Consider the following 18,239-nt stretch of genomic DNA (forward strand, 5'->3'; position numbering starts at 1 on the left):
CCGGTCCCAGGGGCGGCCGCGCCCTGCCGCTCAGAGGCGTTCGATGATGGTCACGTTGGCCTGGCCTCCGCCCTCGCACATGGTCTGGAGGCCGAAGCGGGTGCCGGTGCGCTCCAGTTCGTGGAGCAGGGTGGTCATCAGCCGGGCGCCGGTGGCGCCCAGCGGGTGGCCGAGGGCGATCGCGCCGCCGTTGGCGTTGACCTTCCCGGGATCGGCTCCGGTCTCCTTGAGCCAGGCGAGGACGACCGGGGCGAAGGCCTCGTTGATCTCGACGAGGTCGATGTCGTCGATGGTGAGGCCGGTCTTCTTGAGGGCGTGGGCGGTGGCGGGGATCGGTGCGGTCAGCATCCGGATCGGGTCCTCCCCGCGGACCGAGAGATGGTGGATCCGGGCGCGCGGGGTGAGGCCGTGGTCCCGGACCGCCTGTTCGGAGGCGAGCAGCAGGGCCGCGGCGCCGTCGGAGACCTGTGAGGAGCAGGCGGCGGTGACGGTGCCGCCGTCCAGGACCGGTGCCAGCTGGGCCATCCGCTCCAGCGAGGTGTCCCGGCGCGGCCCCTCGTCGACGGTGACGTCCCCGTGGGCGACGGTCTCCCGCGCGAAGCGGCCCTCGTCGATCGCGCGGATCGCCCTGCGGTGCGAGCGCAGCGCGTACTCCTCCTGGTCGCGGCGGCTGATGCCCCATTTCGCGGCGATCAGTTCGGCGCCGTGGAACTGGTTGACGGGCCGGTCGCCGTAGCGGGCGCGCCATCCCTCGCTGCCCGCGAAGGGCCCCTGGGTGAGGCCCAGGGGTTCGGCGGCCTGGCGGGAGGCGAAGGCGATGGGGATCTGCGACATGTTCTGGACGCCGCCCGCGACCACCAGGTCCTGGGTGCCGGACAGCACGGCCTGCGCCGCGAAGTGCACGGCCTGCTGGGAGGATCCGCACTGCCGGTCGACGGTCACGCCGGGTACTTCCTCGGGCAGTCCGGCCGCGAGCCAGCTGGTGCGGGCGATGTCCCCGGCCTGCGGTCCGACCGTGTCCAGGCAGCCGAACACCACGTCGTCCACGGCGGCCGGGTCCACGCCGGAACGGGTCATCAGGGCTTTGAGCACATGGGCGCCCAGATCGGCGGGGTGGACCGTGCTCAGTCCTCCCCGGCGCCGTCCGACGGGCGTGCGGACCGCTTCGACGACATAGGCCTCGGCCATGGTCAACTCCCTGGCGGTGGACGGTTGGCAGTTACGGTTCGGTGCGTACGGCGATCCCGTCGAGGACCATCGACAGGTACTGCCGGGCGATCTCCTCCGGGCTGTGCCGGCCGCCGGGCCGGTACCAGGAGGCGGCGACCCACACGGTGTCGCGGACGAAGCGGTAGGTGAGCCGGATGTCGAGGTCGGCGCGGAAGACCCGGGCGGCGACGCCGCGCTCCAGGGTCGACAGCCATGCCTTCTCGAATCTGCGCTGTGACTCGGCGAGGAACGCGAAGCGTTCCTGGGCGGCGAGCTGCCGGGACTCCTTCTGGTAGATGGCGACGGCGGCGCGGTGCCGGTCGATCTCCCGGAAGGACTCGGTGACCAGCGCCTCCAGGGTTTCGCGGGGGCCGAGTTCGGACTCCAGGACGGTGTCGTAGCCGCCCCACAGCTCGTCGAGGAAGGAGCGCAGGATCTCCTCCAGCATCGATTCCTTGGAGTCGAAGTGGTAGTAGAGGCTGCCCGCGAGCATTCCGGCGTGGTCCGCGATGGTGCGGACGGTGGTGGCGTTGTAGCCCTGTTCGGCGAAGACCTCGGCGGCGGTGTCGAGGAGTTCGCGGCGGCGTGCGGGGGCGGCGGTCACCTGGGGCTTCTTCTTGGTCGGCACGGGTCCATTGTGGTCCCGGGAGCGCTGGTCCACGGCACGCCTCCGGTACGGCCCTAGGGGTGCTGGCTGCTGACGGCGACGACCTCGCCGGTCATGTAGGAGGAGTAGCCGGAGGCCAAGAAGACGATCACATTGGCCACCTCCCCGGGCTCGGCGGGCCGTCCGTAGGCCTCCCGGGCGGTCAGTTCCCGCAGCAGCGCGGGCGTGGTGGTCTTCGCCAGGTGGGGGTGCAGGGCGAGGCTGGGCGCGACGGCGTTGACCCGCACCCCGTAGGCGGCGGCCTCGATCGCGGCGCAGCGGGTCAGGGCCATCACGCCCGCCTTCGCGGCCGCGTAGTGGGCCTGTCCGGCCTGGGCGCGCCAGCCGAGCACGGAGGCGTTGTTGACGATCACGCCGCCGCCGGTCTCCCGCATCGAGCGCAGGGCGGCGCGGGTGCAGCGGAAGGTGCCGTTCAGCGTGACGTCGAGCACCGTGGACCACTGCTCGTCGGTCATGTCGGCGAGTGCGGCGGTGCCGCCGAGGCCCGCGTTGTTGACGACGATGTCCAGCCGCCCGTGCAGCCGGGCGGCCGTCTCGAAGAGGGCCTCCACCTGGGGCTGGTCGGTGACGTCGCAGCGGGCCGCGGCCACCGCCCCGCCGAACTCCCGGCTCAGCAAGGCCTCGTGGTCCGCGAGTCTGCGCGGATGGGCGTCGCTGATCAGCACGCGGGCGCCCTCCTCCAGGAAGCGCCGCGCGGTGGCGCCTCCGATGCCCGTCCCGGCCGCCGCGGTGATGACGGCGGTGCGGCCCGTGAGCAGCCCGTGGCCGGGCACGTGACCCGGACTCTCGACGCCTGTCATAGCCACACGCTAACCTACCAAACACTTGTTAGGGAAGCCGTCGCCGAAGGGTGCCGCCCATGGACCTCACCCCCTCGCCCGCCGACGCGGCCTTCCGCGCCGAAGCCCGGTCCTGGCTGGCCGTGCATGTGCCCCGGGTGCCGCTGCCCTCCCTGGAGACCGAGGAGGGTTTCGCGGCCCACCGCGCCTGGGAGGCGGAACTCGCCGCGGACCGCTGGTCGGTGGTGTCCTGGCCGTCCCGGTACGGCGGACGGGACTGCGGGCCGGTGCGCAGCCTCGTCTTCGAGGAGGAGTACTACGCGGCGCGCGCCCCGGGCCGCGTCGGGCAGAACGGCATCGGGCTGCTGGCGCCGACCCTGTTCGCGTACGGCACACAGGAGCAGCGGGCCCGGGTGCTGGTGCCGATGGCCGCGGGCGAGGTGGTCTGGGCGCAGGCGTGGTCGGAGCCCGAGGCCGGTTCCGACTTGGCGGCCCTGCGGTCCAGGGCCGTGCGCACGCGGGGCGGCTGGCTGCTGTGCGGGCAGAAGACCTGGTCGTCGCGGGCGGCCTTCGCGGACCGCGCCTTCGGGCTGTTCCGCTGCGATCCGGACACCCCGCAGCCGCACCAGGGCCTGGTGTACGTCATGTTCGACCTGCGCGCGCCCGGGGTCACGGTCCGGCCCATCGGCCGGCTGGACGGCAGACCGGCCTTCGCCGAACTCTTCCTGGACGAGGTGTTCGTGCCCGACGAGGACGTGATCGGCGAGCCGGGCCAGGGCTGGCGGATAGCGATGTCGGCGACGGCCGACGAGCGCGGGCTCACCCTGCGGTCCCCCGGCCGCTATCTGGCCGCCGCCGACCGGCTGCTCCGGCTCTGGCGGGAGTGCGGAAGCCCCGCCTCGGCGGCCGACCGGGTGGCCGACGCCCTGATCGGCGCCCGTGCGTACCAGCTGTCCGCCCGGGCGACGGCCGCCCGGCTGCTGGCGGGCGAGAGGGTCGGTCCCGAGGCGAGTCTCACCAAGGTCTTCTGGTCGGAGTACGACATCGCGCTGCACGAGACGGCGCTCGATCTGCTGGCCGAGGAGGGGGAACGGGCAGACACCGACTGGTCCGAGGGCTATGTCTTCTCCCTGGCGGGCCCGCTCTACGCGGGCACCAACGAGATCCAGCGCGACATCATCGCCGAGCGCCTGCTCGGCCTGCCGAAGGGCCGCCGCTGATGCGCTTTCCGCTCACCGCCGAGCAGCGCGCCTTCGCCCGCTCGCTGGACGCCCTGCTGACGGCCGCCGACACCCCCTCGGTGATCCGGGCCTGGGGCGCGGGCGACCGGCGCGCGGGCCGGGCGCTGTGGTCGGAGATCGCCGGGGCCGGGGTCTTCGCGCTGGCGGTTCCCGAGGCGTACGAGGGGGTCGGCCCGCTGCCGCCGGACCTGGCCGTGGCCTGTGTGGAGCTGGGGCGGCACGCGGTGCCGGGTCCGTTGGCGGAGACGGTGCTCGCGGCGGTCCTGCTGGCGGGGCATCCCGAGCGGGCGGCGCGGCTGCTGCCGCCGCTGGTCGCGGGGAAGACCATGGTCACGGTGGGCGGGGCGTACGCCGTGGACGGTGACGCGGCGGATGTGGTGCTGTCCCTTGGGGACGGGCGGGTGCGGCTGGCGCCCGGCTGCCGCCCCGAGGTGCGGCCCTCACTGGATCCCGCCCGTCGGCTCGCCGTCCCGCTGCCCGGCGGGGAGGTGCTGTGCCCCGCCGTCCCGCCGGGTGCCCTCGACTGGGCCCGGCTGGCCACGGCCGCTCAGGCGCTGGGCGTGGGGCTCGCTCTGCTGGACCGGACCGTCTCCTACGCCGGGCAGCGGGTCCAGTTCGGAGTGCCCGTCGGCTCCTTCCAGGCGGTCAAGCACCGGCTGGCGGACACCGCGGTCGCCCTGGAGTTCGCGGAGCCGCTGGTCTTCGGCGCCGCGCTGTCGATGGCCCCGGCGGACATCGCCGCGGCGAAGGTCGCGGCGTGCGAGGCGGCGTACGGAGCCGCCCGGACCGCGCTCCAGGTGCACGGCGCGATCGGGTACACCGCCGAGTACGACCTGTCGCTGTGGCTGACCAGGGCCCGTGCGCTGCGCGGTGCGTGGGGCACCCCGGCGCAGTGCCGGGCCGCCGTGCTCGCCGGGCGGGAGCAGGACCTCTGATGCTCAGACCACGATGCCCCGGGCCCGGGCCGCCGCCAGCCACTGCGGGAAGCCGCCCACCAGCCGGTCGTACAGCTCGGCGTCGGGCACCGCCCGCGGGTCCCGCCCCGCATGGAAGAAGCCCGCGCTGTCGACGACCCGCTGATCCGGCACCGGCAGCTCGTCCAGCCTGCGCAGAAAGTCGAACTGCCTGCTGTCCGGGTCGCCGAACCCGACGAACTGCCAGTACAGCGGCAGCGCGGCGGCCTTGCAGAGATGGCGCTCCGCGGCGAACCTGCCGCTGGGGCCGCCGTCGGTCTGGAAGACCACCAGCGCGGGGCCCCGGGCGCCGCTGTCCAGGTAGTGGTCGATGACGGCGTCCATCGCGTGGTGGTAGGCGGTCCTGCCCATGTGCCCGAGACCGGCCGCGATCCGTTCGATCCGCCCCCGGTGGTCGGCGAGGGAGATACCGGCGAGGGCGTCGACGTCCGTGGAGAAGAAGACGCCGAAGTTATCCAGATGGCGTATGGGCGGTGACTCCGGTCTTGGGCTGACCTCGGCCTCAGCCGCTCCGCGCTCTACCGGAACTCCGCAAACACCGCGCAGGCACCGCCGTCGAACCCATCGGGCAGGAAGGCTGAACCGGGCCGACAGTTCACGTCTGTCCTTGCTGGCCGCACAAGCTGCGCCGGAAGCGGCGGTCCAGGGAGACTCGGCGTGTGGGATTCCGGGCCTGTGTCGTGAAGGAGTTGGGGCACTTCGTCGGGGGCAGGCGCCACGGCGCGACGGTGGTCTCCCGGGGACACAGAAGTACTCCCTATGGTGGTGAAGCGCTCCCGGTACCACCTGGTGGCGGGGGGAGTTTTCCGGTTGCGTTTCCTTAAGGCGCTTTAGCGCGGGCCGAACGCCTTGGAATCTTGCCGCGCCGTCCTCCCCGAGTCTCTGCCCTCTTTCGTGCGGATGGCGCCTCACCGACCCGCCACCCACAGCAGAGGTGCATGATGAGCAACTCGATAGCCCCGGCCGTGGAACGACCGAGCCTGACCGCCGTATCGCCGACGGCCGCGGTCGTGCGGGCGGTGTCCACGATTCCGGTGGGGGCCAAGCCGCTGGGGGTAGCGACGGATCCCCTGGGGCTGCATGCGTATGTGGCCAACAGTGGCTCTGGCACAGTCAGCGTGCTGGACGTCGGAGAACTGACCGTTTCCACCGCGCTGGGTCCCTACAACACCCCTACGGCGTTGGCGGTGAGCCCGGACAGCACCTTGGTCTATGCGACGGACAGCACCGCGAACGCTGTCCGTACCGGACAAAAGGCCGTGCTCGCGGTCATCGACACGATCGCCGTGGGGAACAATCCCAACGGGCTTGCCGTGAACCCCAGCGGCATCCGCCTCTATGTCACCAATCAGGACTCGGCCACTCTCAGCGTGATCGACACGCTCACCAGCGCCATCCTGACGACGATCCCGGTCGGCTCCCAGCCCACCGGCGTCGCGGTCGACGTCACCGGGCTGGAGGTGTACGTAGCGAACACCGCCGACAACACCCTCAGCGTGATCACCACCCCCAACACCGTGGTAGCGACCATCGGCGGCCTGTCCGCCCCGCTCGGGGTGGCGGTCTCCCGCGACACCCGGCACGTCTACGTGACCAACAGCACAGCGAACACCGTCAGCGTCATCGACACCGCCACCAGGACGATCACCGCCACCATCGCGGTGGGCACCACCCCCTGGGGAGTGGCGAGCAGCTCCGACAACCGCTGGGTGTATGTGGCCAACCACGGATCCGACACCGTCAGCGTCATCGACGCCACCACCAACACGGTTACTGACACCATCACGGTCGGACACCAGCCCGCCGGGATTGCGGTCACCCCCAACAACCTCGACGTCTACGTGGCCAACAACGGTGCGAACACCGTCAGCATCATCCAGACCCTCAACGAGATGGCTCCCACCCTGGGGCCCCAGCAGGGTGGGACGAAGGTGACGATCACCGGCACCGGTCTCGCCGGCGCCACCTCGGTGAAATTCAACGCCGTCGCCGCCCCCATCCTCGCCAGCACAGCCAACCGGATCGTTGTGGCGACCCCGCCCGGCGTCGGTACCGCACAGGTCACCGTCACCACCCCGGGAGGCACCAGCAACCCCAAGCCCTTCACCTACTACCCCAGCGGCAGCGCCTCCTCCCTCACCCCCGCCGCCGGCCCGACGGTCGGCCGCAACACCGTCACCATCGACGGCTCGAAACTTGCCACCGCCAACGCGGTGCTGTTCGGCACCCTGCTGGCCCCACCCCTGATCGTCTCCGACCAGCAGATCACCGCAGCCGTCCCACCCGCCACCGGTCCCGGTGTCGTACCCGTCACCGTCACCACCGCCGGCGGCCTCGCCACCAAAACACTCACCTACACCTACGTCGACCCACCGGCGCTCACCGGCCTGAGCACCACCACCGGAAGCCAATTCGGCGGCAACGTCACCGACCTCACCGGCCGGAACCTGGGAACCGCCACCTACGTCACCTTCAACGGCGTCAACGCCCTGTTCAGCACCGGATCCGACAACACCCTGGCCGCCGTGGTCCCCCCCAGCCCCACCACCGGCACCGTGGACGTCACCGTCACCACCGCCGGCGGCACCAGCACCCTGCCCGGCGCCTACACCTACATCTGACGGCGAGTGCGGAAGACCTGGCCGCCCGGCCCGACGCCAAGCAACGGGCTGCCCTGGAAGGGCTGCTGGTCATCGCGAGTTGCTTCCCTGTGCCGGATACCGCCCTCGTCGACTACCACCCACTGCACACTCCCGTCAGCGGACACAGCACGCTCCGCCCGGTAGTGACGGGGCAGCACATCTGCTGTAACCAACGTGCCTTAACACCCCCGGATATCATGTAGGCAAGTAGAGATCCACCCTACTTACCTCACATAACTCACGACTTCTGGTTGCCCAAGATAAACCGGGACACTTCCGTGGTCGTCGAGGTGCGCGGACAGCCCGAGCACCCGCTCGGCGAGCGCCTGCACACTGCCGTCCCGGTAGTAGGGGCGCATGGATCCGGAGTGGTCCACCACCAGGTAGACGGCGGCCCGCTGGCCGTCCAGCCCGTGCTTGACCAGGGAGACCCCGGCGGTCCGGTACAGACCGGCCAGTCCGGGAGCGGTCTCCTCGACCTTGCTCAGACTGATCGCGGCCATGCGGGCTCCCTGGTCGAGATGTGCGACGGCGCCCGCCCCAGTCCGGTCGGGGACGTGGGGGACGGGCGCCGTCTGTGTTCCGTACGCCTTTGTACGGGACGCTTTGGGTGACCCTGGGGGTCAGTTGTGCACCGGTCAGACCGCCAGGGCGCGGTCCGTCGGACGGATGGGAGCCGGCAGGTCGCTGGCACCCGTGAGGTAACGGTCGACACCGTGGGCGGCCGAGCGGCCCTCGGCGATCGCCCAGACGATCAGGGACTGGCCGCGGCCGGCGTCACCCGCCACGAACACTCCCGGCACGTTGGTGTGGAAGTCGGCGTCGCGGGCGATGTTACCTCGTTCGTCGAGGTCCAGGCCGAACTGGTCGACCAGCCCGTTCTCCCGGTCGGTGCCGGTGAAGCCCATGGCGAGGGTGACCAGCTGCGCCGGGATCCGCCGCTCGGTGCCCGGCTTCTGGACCGGACGGCCGTCGGTGAACTCGATCTCGGCCAGGTGCAGCCACTGCACATTGCCGTCCTCGTCGCCCTCGAAGTGGGTGGTGGAGACCGAGTAGACGCGGTCGCCGCCCTCCTCGTGGGCCGAGGTGACCTTGTAGAGGATCGGGAAGGTCGGCCAGGGCTGGTTGGCGGGGTGCCGCTCGTCGTTCGGGCGGGGCATGATCTCCAGCTGGGTGACGGAGGCCGCGCCCTGGCGGTGGGCGGTGCCCACGCAGTCCGCGCCGGTGTCACCGCCGCCGATCACGACGACGTGCTTGCCCTCGGCGGAGATCGGGGGGCTGACGTAGTCGCCCTCCTGCACCTTGTTGGACAGGGGCAGGTACTCCATGGCCTGGTGGACGCCCTTGAGTTCGCGTCCGGGGACCGGCAGGTCGCGTGCGGTGGTCGCGCCCGCGGCGATCACCACGGCGTCGTACCGCTTGCGCAGATCCGTCGCCCTGAGGTCGCGGCCGACCTCAACGCCGGTACGGAAGCGGGTGCCCTCCGCGCGCATCTGCTCGATACGGCGGTTGATGTGCCGCTTCTCCATCTTGAACTCGGGGATGCCGTAGCGCAGCAGGCCGCCGACGCGGTCCGCCCGCTCGTAGACCGCGACCGTGTGACCGGCGCGGGTGAGCTGCTGGGCGGCGGCGAGGCCCGCCGGGCCCGAGCCGATGACCGCGACCGTCTTGCCGGACAGGCGCTCGGGGGCCTGCGGCCGGACGGTGCCGTCCTCCCACGCCTTGTCGATGATCGAGACCTCGACGTTCTTGATGGTGACCGGGGCCTGGTTGATGCCGAGCACACACGCCGACTCGCACGGGGCGGGGCACAGGCGGCCCGTGAACTCGGGGAAGTTGTTGGTGGCGTGCAGCCGCTCGTAGGCCCCGGCCCAGTCCTCGCGGTAGGCGTAGTCGTTCCACTCGGGGATCAGGTTGCCGAGCGGACAGCCGTTGTGGCAGAAGGGGATCCCGCAGTCCATGCAGCGGCTGGCCTGCTTGCTGATGATCGGCAGCAGCGAGCCGGGGACGTAGACCTCGTTCCAGTCCTTGACGCGCTCGCCCACCGGGCGGGACTCGGCGACCTCGCGGCCGTGCGTCAGGAAGCCCTTGGGATCAGCCATGGGTCGCCGCCTCCATCATCTTCTCGGTGATCTCGGTCTCGGTGAGACCGGCTCGCTCGGCGGCGTCCTTGGCGGCGAGCACTGCCTTGTAGGTGCTGGGGATGATCTTGCTGAAGCGGGCCGCGGCCGTGTCCCAGTCGGCGAGCAGCTTCTCGGCGACCGTGGAGCCGGTCTCCTCGGCGTGGCGGCGCACCACGTCGTGCAGCCACTGCCGGTCGGTGTCGTCCAGGGCCTCGACGGCCCCCTGGTTCCCGGCGTTGACGTGGTCGGGGTCCAGGTCGATGACGTAGGCGACACCGCCCGACATACCGGCGGCGAAGTTGCGGCCGGTCTCACCGAGCACGACCGCGTGGCCGCCGGTCATGTACTCGCAGCCGTGGTCGCCCACGCCCTCGGAGACCACCAGCGCACCGGAGTTGCGGACGCAGAACCGCTCGCCGGTGCGGCCGCGCAGGAACAGCTCGCCGCCGGTGGCGCCGTAGGCGAGGGTGTTGCCCGCGATGGTGGAGTACTCGGCGAGGTGCTCGGCCGCGCGGTCGGGGCGGACGACGACCCGGCCGCCGGACAGGCCCTTGCCGACGTAGTCGTTGGCGTCGCCCTCCAGCCGCAGGGTGATGCCGCGCGGCAGGAACGCGCCGAAGGACTGGCCCGCGGAGCCGGTGAAGGTGATGTCGATGGTGTCGTCGGGCAGGCCCGCGCCGCCGAACTTCTTCGTCACCTCGTGGCCGAGCATGGTGCCGACCGTGCGGTTGATGTTGCGGATCGCGACCTGGGCGCGCACCGGCTGGGCCTCGGCCTGCGAGTTCGCGGAGAGGGCGTCGGCGGCGAGCTTGATCAGCTCGTTGTCGAGCGCCTTCTCCAGGCCGTGGTCCTGGGCGACGACCTGGTGGCGCACCGCGCCCTCGGGCAGCTCGGGCACGTGGAACAGCGGTTCCAGGTCCAGGCCCTGCGCCTTCCAGTGGTCGACCGCGCGGGTCACGTCGAGGGCCTCGGCGTGGCCGACGGCCTCGTCGATGGAGCGGAAGCCCAGCTCCGCGAGGAGTTCGCGGACCTCCTCGGCGATGAAGCGGAAGAAGTTGACGATGTACTCGGCCTTGCCGGTGAAGCGGTCGCGCAGCACCGGGTTCTGGGTGGCGATGCCGACCGGGCAGGTGTCCAGGTGGCAGACGCGCATCATGATGCAGCCGGAGACCACCAGCGGCGCGGTCGCGAAGCCGAACTCCTCGGCGCCCAGCAGGGCGGCGATGACGACGTCCCGGCCGGTCTTCAGCTGGCCGTCGGTCTGCACGACGATGCGGTCGCGCAGGCCGTTGAGCAGCAGGGTCTGCTGGGTCTCGGCGAGGCCCAGCTCCCAGGGGCCGCCCGCGTGCTTGAGCGAGGTGAGCGGGGAGGCGCCCGTGCCGCCGTCGTGGCCGGAGATCAGGACGACGTCCGCGTGCGCCTTGGACACGCCCGCGGCGACCGTGCCGACGCCGACCTCGGAGACCAGCTTCACATGGATGCGGGCGCCCGGGTTGGCGTTCTTGAGGTCGTGGATCAGCTGGGCCAGGTCCTCGATGGAGTAGATGTCGTGGTGCGGCGGCGGGGAGATCAGGCCGACGCCGGGGGTGGAGTGCCGGGTCTTGGCCACCCAGGGGTAGACCTTGTGGCCGGGCAGCTGGCCGCCCTCGCCGGGCTTGGCGCCCTGGGCCATCTTGATCTGGATGTCGTCCGCGTTGACAAGGTACTCGGAGGTCACGCCGAAGCGGCCGGAGGCCACCTGCTTGATCGCCGAGCGGCGGGCCGGGTCGTAGAGGCGCTCGGGGTCCTCGCCGCCCTCACCGGTGTTGGACTTGGCGCCCAGCTGGTTCATGGCGATGGCCAGCGTCTCGTGCGCCTCCTGGGAGATGGAGCCGTACGACATGGCGCCGGTGGAGAAGCGCTTGACGATCTCGGAGACGGGCTCGACCTCGTCCAGGGGGATCGACGGGCGGCCGCTCTTGAAGCCGAACAGGCCGCGCAGCGTCATCAGGCGCTCGGACTGCTCGTTCACCCGGTCCGTGTACTTCTTGAAGATGTCGTACCGGGCGGTGCGGGTGGAGTGCTGGAGGCGGAAGACCGTCTCCGGGTCGAACAGGTGGGGCTCGCCCTCGCGGCGCCACTGGTACTCGCCACCGATCTCCAGGGCGCGGTGCGCGGGGGCGATGCCGGAGGCGGGGTAGGCCTTGGCGTGGCGGGCGGCGACCTCGCGGGCGACGACGTCGATGCCAACACCGCCGATCTTGGTGGCGGTGCCGTTGAAGTACTCGTCGACGAAGCCCTGGTCCAGGCCGACGCCCTCGAAGACCTGGGCGCCGCGGTAGGAGGCGACGGTCGAGATGCCCATCTTGGACATGACCTTCAGGACGCCCTTGCCGAGGGCGTAGATCAGGTTGCGGATGGCGTCCTCGGCCTCGACACCCGGCAGGAACGTTCCCGCCCGGACCAGGTCCTCCACGGACTCCATCGCCAGGTAGGGGTTGACGGCCGCGGCGCCGTAGCCGATGAGCAGGGCGACATGGTGGACCTCGCGGACGTCGCCGGCCTCGACCAGGAGGCCCACATGGGTGCGCTCCTTGGTGCGGATGAGGTGGTGGTGGACGGCCGCGGTGAGCAGCAGCGAGGGGATCGGCGCGTGCTCGGCGTCGGAGTGGCGGTCGGACAGCACGATCAGCCGGGCGCCGTTGTCGATGGCGGCGTCGGCCTCGGCGCAGATCTCGCGGATCCGGGCGGCGAGGGACTCGCCGCCGCCGGAGACCCGGTAGAGGCCGGAGAGGGTGGCCGCCTTCATGCCCGGCATGTCGCCGTCGGCGTTGATGTGGATGAGCTTGGCCAGCTCGTCGTTGTCGATCACCGGGAAGGGCAGCAGCACACTGCGGCAGGAGGCCGCGGTGGGCTCCAGCAGATTGCCCTCGGGGCCCAGCGAGGAGCGCAGCGAGGTGACCAGTTCCTCGCGGATCGCGTCCAGCGGCGGGTTGGTGACCTGGGCGAACAGCTGGGTGAAGTAGTCGAAGAGCAGCCGGGGGCGCTCGGACAGCGCGGCGATCGGCGAGTCGGTGCCCATGGAGCCGATCGGCTCGGCGCCGGACCTGGCCATGGGGGCGAGGAGGACGCGCAGTTCCTCCTCGGTGTAGCCGAAGGTCTGCTGGCGGCGGGTGACCGAGGCGTGGGTGTGGACGATGTGCTCGCGCTCGGGCAGGTCGCCGAGTTCGATCTCGCCCGCCTCCAGCCACTCCAGGTAGGGCTGCTCGGCGGCCAGGCCGGCCTTGATCTCGTCGTCCTCAATGATGCGGTGCTCGGCGGTGTCGACGAGGAACATCCGGCCGGGCTGGAGGCGGCCCTTGCGGACGACCTTGGCGGGGTCGATGTCCAGGACGCCGACCTCGGAGCCAAGGACGACGAGGCCGTCGTCGGTGACCCAGTAGCGGCCCGGGCGCAGACCGTTGCGGTCGAGCACCGCGCCGACCTGGGTGCCGTCGGTGAAGGTGACGCAGGCGGGGCCGTCCCAGGGCTCCATCATCGTGGAGTGGTACTGGTAGAAGGCGCGCCGGGCCGGGTCCATGGAGTCGTGGTTCTCCCACGCCTCCGGGATCATCATCAGCACGGAGTGCGGCAGCGAGCGGCCGCCGAGGTGCAGGAGTTCGAGCACCTCGTCGAAGGAGGCGGAGTCGGAGGCGTCCGGCGTACAGATCGGGAAGATCCGCTCCAGCCGCTCCTGGGGGCCGAAGAGGTCGGAGAGCAGCTGCGACTCGCGGGCACGCATCCAGTTGCGGTTGCCCTTGACCGTGTTGATCTCGCCGTTGTGGGCGACGAAGCGGTACGGGTGGGCGAGCGGCCAGCTCGGGAAGGTGTTGGTGGAGAAGCGCGAGTGGACCAGGGCGATGGCCGAGGCGAAGCGGCGGTCGGAGAGGTCCGGGAAGAAGGGCTCCAGCTGGCCGGTGGTCAGCATGCCCTTGTACACAATCGTGCGCGCGGACAGCGACGGGAAGTAGACACCGGCCTCGCGCTCGGCGCGCTTGCGCAGCACGAAGGCCGTGCGGTCCAGGTCGATGCCCCGGCTGGCGCCGTCGCTCACGAAGAGCTGGCGGAAGACCGGCATGGTGGAGCGGGCGGTGGCACCGAGCAGCTCGGGCGCGACGGGGACCTCGCGCCAGCCGAGGACGGTGAGACCTTCCTCGGCGGCGATCGTCTCGATCTGTGAGACGGCCTCGGCGGTCGTCGCCTCGGGCAGGAAGGCGATGCCCACGGCATAGCCGCCCGCCTCGGGCAGTGCGAATCCGGCCACCTCGCGGAAGAAGCCGTCGGGCACCTGGGAGAGGATGCCGGCCCCGTCTCCGGAGTCGGGCTCGGAGCCCGTGGCGCCGCGGTGCTCCAGGTTGCGCAGAACCGTGAGCGCCTGCTCGACCAGCGCATGGCTCGCCTCGCCGGTGAGGGTGGCCACAAAGCCGACGCCGCAGGCGTCGTGCTCATTGCGGGGGTCGTACATACCCTGCGCAGCAGGGCGAGCATCCATGAACGACCAGTTCCGGCCGTTCGTGGAATGCTGGGACGGCTGGCGCGGCGTACGCATCGGCTCTCCCGTCGTCGTCAAGTGGCATGTGCGGTGCCGAGGGACGACGTTGGCCCTCTGCGTCGGGTGCAAAATTTCGTGCAGGTTACATGATGGAGTGGATCTCGGAAAGTGGATAGCCCATTCCAGCATGCGGACATCGGGAGTGCGGCACGGGTTTCCCGCACGGTGACGGAAGCCTGGGGGGCGCGAGCGGACAGATCGGTGTCCGTCGGGCCGGGAGGCGGGCGTCGTCGCCCGCCGGCGGTGTGGTGGCGCAGGCTTCATTGCCCGCGGCGCTTACGGCTCATGCCCTGTGGTCAGGCACTCGAAACCGTGACGTAACGACTACTTATGCGATCCCTCGCATACATAGCGCGTTCTCTATCCTACGGCGGTCCCGAACAGGCTGCCCAGGGCGTACGTCACACCCGCCGCGGCGCCGCCGAGCACCAGCTGCCGCAGTCCGCTGTACCACCAGCTGCGTGCCGTCACCCGGGCCACGACCGCACCGCAGGCGAAGAGCCCGAACAGGGCGAGCAGCACCGCGGGCCACAGGGAGTGGGCGCCGAGCAGATACGGCAGCACGGGCAGCAGCGCGCCGAGCGCGAAGGAGCCGAAGCTCGACACGGCCGCCACCAGCGGGGAGGGCAGGTCGCCGGGGTCGACGCCGAGCTCCTCGCGGGCATGTATCTCCAGCGCCTGCTCCGGGTCGCGGGAGAGCTGCCGGGCGACCTCCCGCGCGAGTGCGGGCTCGACTCCCCGGCTCTCGTAGAGCGCCGCCAACTCCCGCTGCTCGTCGTCGGGATGCTTGTGCAGCTCGCGGCGCTCGACGTCCAGCTCGGCCTGGACCAGCTCACGCTGGGAGGCGACGGAGGTGTACTCGCCCGCCGCCATGGAGAAGGCCCCGGCGGCCAGGCCCGCGAGGCCGGTGATGATGATGGTCTGCTGGCCGACGGCCCCACCGGCGACACCGGTCATCAGGGCCAGGTTGGACACCAGTCCGTCCATGGCACCGAAGACCGCCGGCCGCAGCCAGCCGCCGTTGACATCGCGGTGGGTGTGGTTGTCCCGGTGCGCCTCGTGCAGCGTCGCCTCGGTCTCGATGATGGCCATGCCCTGGTCCCCCAAGCAGCTTGTTTGGACTGTTTCCACTTTTCGACAACGCCAAAACTACGCCGTTCCTGACCGCGCCGCCAGCAAGGAAAGGCTGCGCTAACCTGCGCCTTTGGCACTGAGTGCTCATCCATGCACGGCTGTCGGACGGGTGATGCTGAGGCCGGTGAGGCTCGCCGCGAGGGCCCCGGTGGCACAGATCCGCAAAGCGGTCGGCGCCGCGGACCGGGGACGGGGCGCCCAGAGAGAAGAGGCTCCCTATGGCTTCCATCGCCTGCCCTCCCCCGGCCCCGGCCCCCGGAGCGATGTCCGCCCTGCGGGACCGGGCGCGCGGCGCGCTGCTGGGGCTCGCCGTCGGGGACGCGCTGGGCGCCCCCGCCGAGAATCTGAAGCCGTCCGAGATCCGCGCCCGCTGGGGGCGCATCACGGGATACGTCACCGAGCGGCCCTGCGGCACGGACGACACCGAGTACGCGATCTTCTCGGGGCTGCTGCTGGCCCGCCACGGTTCCGCGCTCACCGTGGCGCATGTGGAGGCGGCCTGGCACCGGTGGATCGCGGACCGGGACGAGGGCCCCTTCCGCGGGGCGGGCTTCAGCGAGCGGGGCACGCTGGAGAACCTCCGCCGGGGCCTCGCGGCGCCCGTCTCCGCACAGCACCGGCACGCCTGGAGCGACGGCCTGGCCATGCGGGCGGCACCCTTCGGCGTCTTCGCCGCGGGCCGCCCCGTGGAAGCGGCCCGGCTGGTGGCCGTCGACGGCTCGGTGAGCCATGAGGGAGAGGGCATCTACGGCGGTCAGGCGGTCGCCGCCGGGGTGGCGGCGGCGATGGCGGGGGCGCCGACGGCCGCCGTGGTGGCCTCGGCCCTCGCGGTGGTCCCGGACGACTCCTGGACGGCCCGCTCCCTGCGGCGCGCGGTCGCGGCGGCCCACGGGGGCGCCCGCGCGGTCCGCTCCGCGGTGGTGATCGGCGGCTACCCCTGGACGGACCTCGCCCCCGAGGCGGTGGCGCTGGCCTTCGGCGCGTACGCGGCGGCGGACGGCGACTTCAGGGAGTCGGTGCTCACCGCGGTGAACATGGGCCGCGACGCCGACACCACCGCGGCGGTCGCGGGCGCGCTGGCGGGCGCGGCCCGCGGCCTCTCGGCGATCCCGGCCGACTGGGCGGCGGCGATCGGCCCGGTCCGCGGCCGCTGCCTGCCCTCCATGGCGGGTCACCACGTACTGGAGGTGGCCGACCTCCTGACTCCGGAGACCGCCTCCCGGCACACCCCCGCCATGACTCCCCGGGCGCAGCTCGCGGCCCCGCCCCTGCCTGCGGAAACCGGCCGACGGGGGCAGCCCGCCGGTACCGGTGCCATGCGGCCGCACACGGCCGACGGGACGGCGCGACCGGCCGCGGAAGCCGGGCCCGCCGGAACCGCTGTCGCGGCCCCCGGCAGAGGCGCCGCCCCCGGGGGCGAGCCGCCGCGGCGCGGCGGACCTCCGCTCCGGGACGCCCGGACGCAGCCCGATCCCTCGGCCTACGCGGAGGCGGCGTATGTGGCCGCGGTGGACGAGGACGAGGTGGAGTCGTGAGCGCGCCCGCCGGGCCCTGCCCACGCGCCGGGAACGAGGGCGCACGCGCAGGTGAGGCCGTACGCAAAGTACGGGACGGCGTGGCCGTACGGGACGGCGTGGCCGTACGCAAAGGCTCAGACGGAGGCGAACGCAAGGCCGAACGCGAAGGCGCGGAAGGATGCGAGCGGGAGGCCGTGCGCAAAGGCACGGACGGAGACCACGTCGTGGCCGTACGCAAAGACGTGGCCGTGCGCGAAGGTACGGCCTCCCGGCGGATCGAAGGGCTCCTGCTCGGGCTTGCCGCCGGGGATGCCGCCGGGTGGCCGGCGGCCCGGCACCGGGCCGCCCGGATGCCCGAGTGGACCCGGCGGCTCACCCGTGAGCTGGACAGCTTCGCCGAGCAGAACGCGACCACCACCCTGCCCGTGCCGATCGCGCTCAATCAGCCGCCGGAGCCGCTGCGGCTGGGGCCCTCGGACGACGCCGAGTGGGCGGCGTTCGCGGCGGAGGCGGTACTGCGGGCCGGGGACGGCAGCGCGCTCGGCGACCTCGACCGGCCGCGCAGAATGCGCGCGGCCCTCGATCTGTCCTGGAACACCCTCGCCGCCGAGGTCGCCGCGGCGGCCGACCGCGCGCCCGAGGCGGAGTCGGCGGTCCTGCCGCTGCGCGCCCGTATCTCCGTGCGGGCGGGCCTCGGCAATCTGGCCACCGGTCTGCGCCCGCCCGCCACCGGCCACGACAATCCGCACTACTTCGACGACGCGGCCTGCGTACGGGCCTGTGTGCTGGCGGTGGCGCACCCGGGAGAGCCGCGGCTCGCCGCCGAACTGGCGGAGTTCGACGCCCGTTACACCCAGGACGGCGACGGGGTGCACGGGGCGCGCGCCATGGCCGCGGCCCTCTCGCTCGCCCTGTCCGGGGAACCGGTGGGGCGGTGTGTCGCGGCCGCGCTGGCCGAACTCCCCGAGGGCACTGAGATCGGCCGCAACGCCCGGCACGCGCTGGCGCTGGCCCGGGAGGGCGACGGCGCCTTCTCCGTCGTACCCCTGCTCGAACACCAGATCGTCGACCATGTCTACAGCTACGGTGTGGCGGCCGCGGAGACCGTCCCCGTCGCACTCGCCCTGGCGGCCGCGGCCCGCGGCCGGATCGCCGAGGCCGTGCCCGCCGCCGCCTGCCTGTCGCGGGTCGCCGACTCCGCACCGGCCCTGGCGGGCGCGCTGACCGGGGCGATCGACGGCGGCGGGGCGATCCCGGCCGCCTGGCGCGACGCCTGCCGCACCCTGTCCGGCTGTGCGCTGCCACGGCTCGGCGGCACCGACCTCGTACACCTCGCCGAACTCCTGGAGACCACGGAACTGACCGCTCCAGGTGGATGATTCG

Annotated in this window: 11 protein-coding genes and 2 pseudogenes; 5 read left to right on the forward strand and 8 right to left on the reverse strand. The window is 72.0% G+C overall.

The window, feature by feature from the left end; genetic code table 11:
- Positions 1-30 precede the first annotated feature (30 nt).
- From ACIHAA_RS26345 to ACIHAA_RS26355, 3 genes are read right to left on the reverse strand one after another with little or no spacing between them, the layout of a single operon-like run.
- The gene (locus tag ACIHAA_RS26345) at positions 31-1,188 is read right to left on the reverse strand and encodes an acetyl-CoA C-acetyltransferase (RefSeq protein WP_399821280.1); all 1,158 of its coding nucleotides are present in this window, start codon (positions 1,186-1,188) and stop codon (positions 31-33) included.
- 31 nt (positions 1,189-1,219) lie between these two features.
- Positions 1,220-1,837 carry a TetR/AcrR family transcriptional regulator gene (locus ACIHAA_RS26350; RefSeq protein ID WP_399821282.1) on the reverse strand — a complete coding sequence of 206 codons (618 nt, stop codon included), beginning with the start codon at positions 1,835-1,837 and terminating at the stop codon, positions 1,220-1,222.
- Positions 1,838-1,890: 53 nt separating this feature from the next.
- The gene (locus tag ACIHAA_RS26355; RefSeq protein ID WP_399821284.1) at positions 1,891-2,676 is read right to left on the reverse strand and encodes an SDR family oxidoreductase; all 786 of its coding nucleotides are present in this window, start codon (positions 2,674-2,676) and stop codon (positions 1,891-1,893) included.
- A 59-nt stretch (positions 2,677-2,735) separates the two neighbouring features.
- On the opposite strand from ACIHAA_RS26355, the gene ACIHAA_RS26360 reads away from it, so the two are divergent.
- The gene (locus ACIHAA_RS26360; protein ID WP_399821286.1) at positions 2,736-3,875 is read left to right on the forward strand and encodes an acyl-CoA dehydrogenase family protein; all 1,140 of its coding nucleotides are present in this window, start codon (positions 2,736-2,738) and stop codon (positions 3,873-3,875) included.
- On the forward strand, positions 3,875-4,831 hold the full coding sequence (locus tag ACIHAA_RS26365; protein WP_399821288.1) for an acyl-CoA dehydrogenase family protein: 957 nt from the start codon (positions 3,875-3,877) through the stop codon (positions 4,829-4,831). Before ACIHAA_RS26360 ends, ACIHAA_RS26365 begins: the two co-directional genes overlap by 1 nt.
- Before the next feature lie 3 nt (positions 4,832-4,834).
- Here the strand turns inward: ACIHAA_RS26365 and ACIHAA_RS26370 are convergent.
- A pseudogene (locus ACIHAA_RS26370) lies at positions 4,835-5,332 on the reverse strand (VWA domain-containing protein); the annotation flags it as partial.
- A 479-nt stretch (positions 5,333-5,811) separates the two neighbouring features.
- Here ACIHAA_RS26370 and ACIHAA_RS26375 point away from each other — a divergent pair.
- On the forward strand, positions 5,812-7,491 hold the full coding sequence (locus tag ACIHAA_RS26375) for an IPT/TIG domain-containing protein (RefSeq protein ID WP_399821290.1): 1,680 nt from the start codon (positions 5,812-5,814) through the stop codon (positions 7,489-7,491).
- Between the two features lie 263 nt (positions 7,492-7,754).
- On the opposite strand, the pseudogene ACIHAA_RS26380 reads toward ACIHAA_RS26375, so the two are convergent.
- The 4 genes and pseudogenes from ACIHAA_RS26380 to ACIHAA_RS26395 form a co-directional block, all read right to left on the reverse strand.
- Positions 7,755-8,015 (reverse strand): annotated as a pseudogene (locus ACIHAA_RS26380) (VWA domain-containing protein); the annotation flags it as partial.
- A gap of 135 nt (positions 8,016-8,150) precedes the next feature.
- The gene (locus tag ACIHAA_RS26385; RefSeq protein ID WP_399821292.1) at positions 8,151-9,614 is read right to left on the reverse strand and encodes a glutamate synthase subunit beta; all 1,464 of its coding nucleotides are present in this window, start codon (positions 9,612-9,614) and stop codon (positions 8,151-8,153) included.
- A complete protein-coding gene (gltB, locus tag ACIHAA_RS26390) occupies positions 9,607-14,202 on the reverse strand; it encodes a glutamate synthase large subunit (protein WP_399821294.1) in 4,596 nt (1,531 codons plus the stop codon). The genes ACIHAA_RS26385 and gltB overlap by 8 nt, the downstream gene beginning before the upstream one ends.
- Before the next feature lie 363 nt (positions 14,203-14,565).
- On the reverse strand, positions 14,566-15,297 hold the full coding sequence (locus ACIHAA_RS26395; protein ID WP_399821295.1) for a VIT1/CCC1 transporter family protein: 732 nt from the start codon (positions 15,295-15,297) through the stop codon (positions 14,566-14,568).
- Positions 15,298-15,557: 260 nt separating this feature from the next.
- Between ACIHAA_RS26395 and ACIHAA_RS26400 the strand changes: the two genes are divergently transcribed.
- Both ACIHAA_RS26400 and ACIHAA_RS26405 read left to right on the forward strand, forming a co-directional pair.
- On the forward strand, positions 15,558-16,874 hold the full coding sequence (locus ACIHAA_RS26400; RefSeq protein ID WP_399821297.1) for an ADP-ribosylglycohydrolase family protein: 1,317 nt from the start codon (positions 15,558-15,560) through the stop codon (positions 16,872-16,874).
- Between the two features lie 206 nt (positions 16,875-17,080).
- The gene (locus ACIHAA_RS26405) at positions 17,081-18,235 is read left to right on the forward strand and encodes an ADP-ribosylglycohydrolase family protein (protein WP_399821300.1); all 1,155 of its coding nucleotides are present in this window, start codon (positions 17,081-17,083) and stop codon (positions 18,233-18,235) included.
- The last annotated feature ends 4 nt before the right edge of the window (positions 18,236-18,239 follow it).

Source organism: Streptomyces sp. NPDC052040 (assembly GCF_044548405.1).
Lineage (GTDB): Bacteria > Actinomycetota > Actinomycetes > Streptomycetales > Streptomycetaceae > Streptomyces.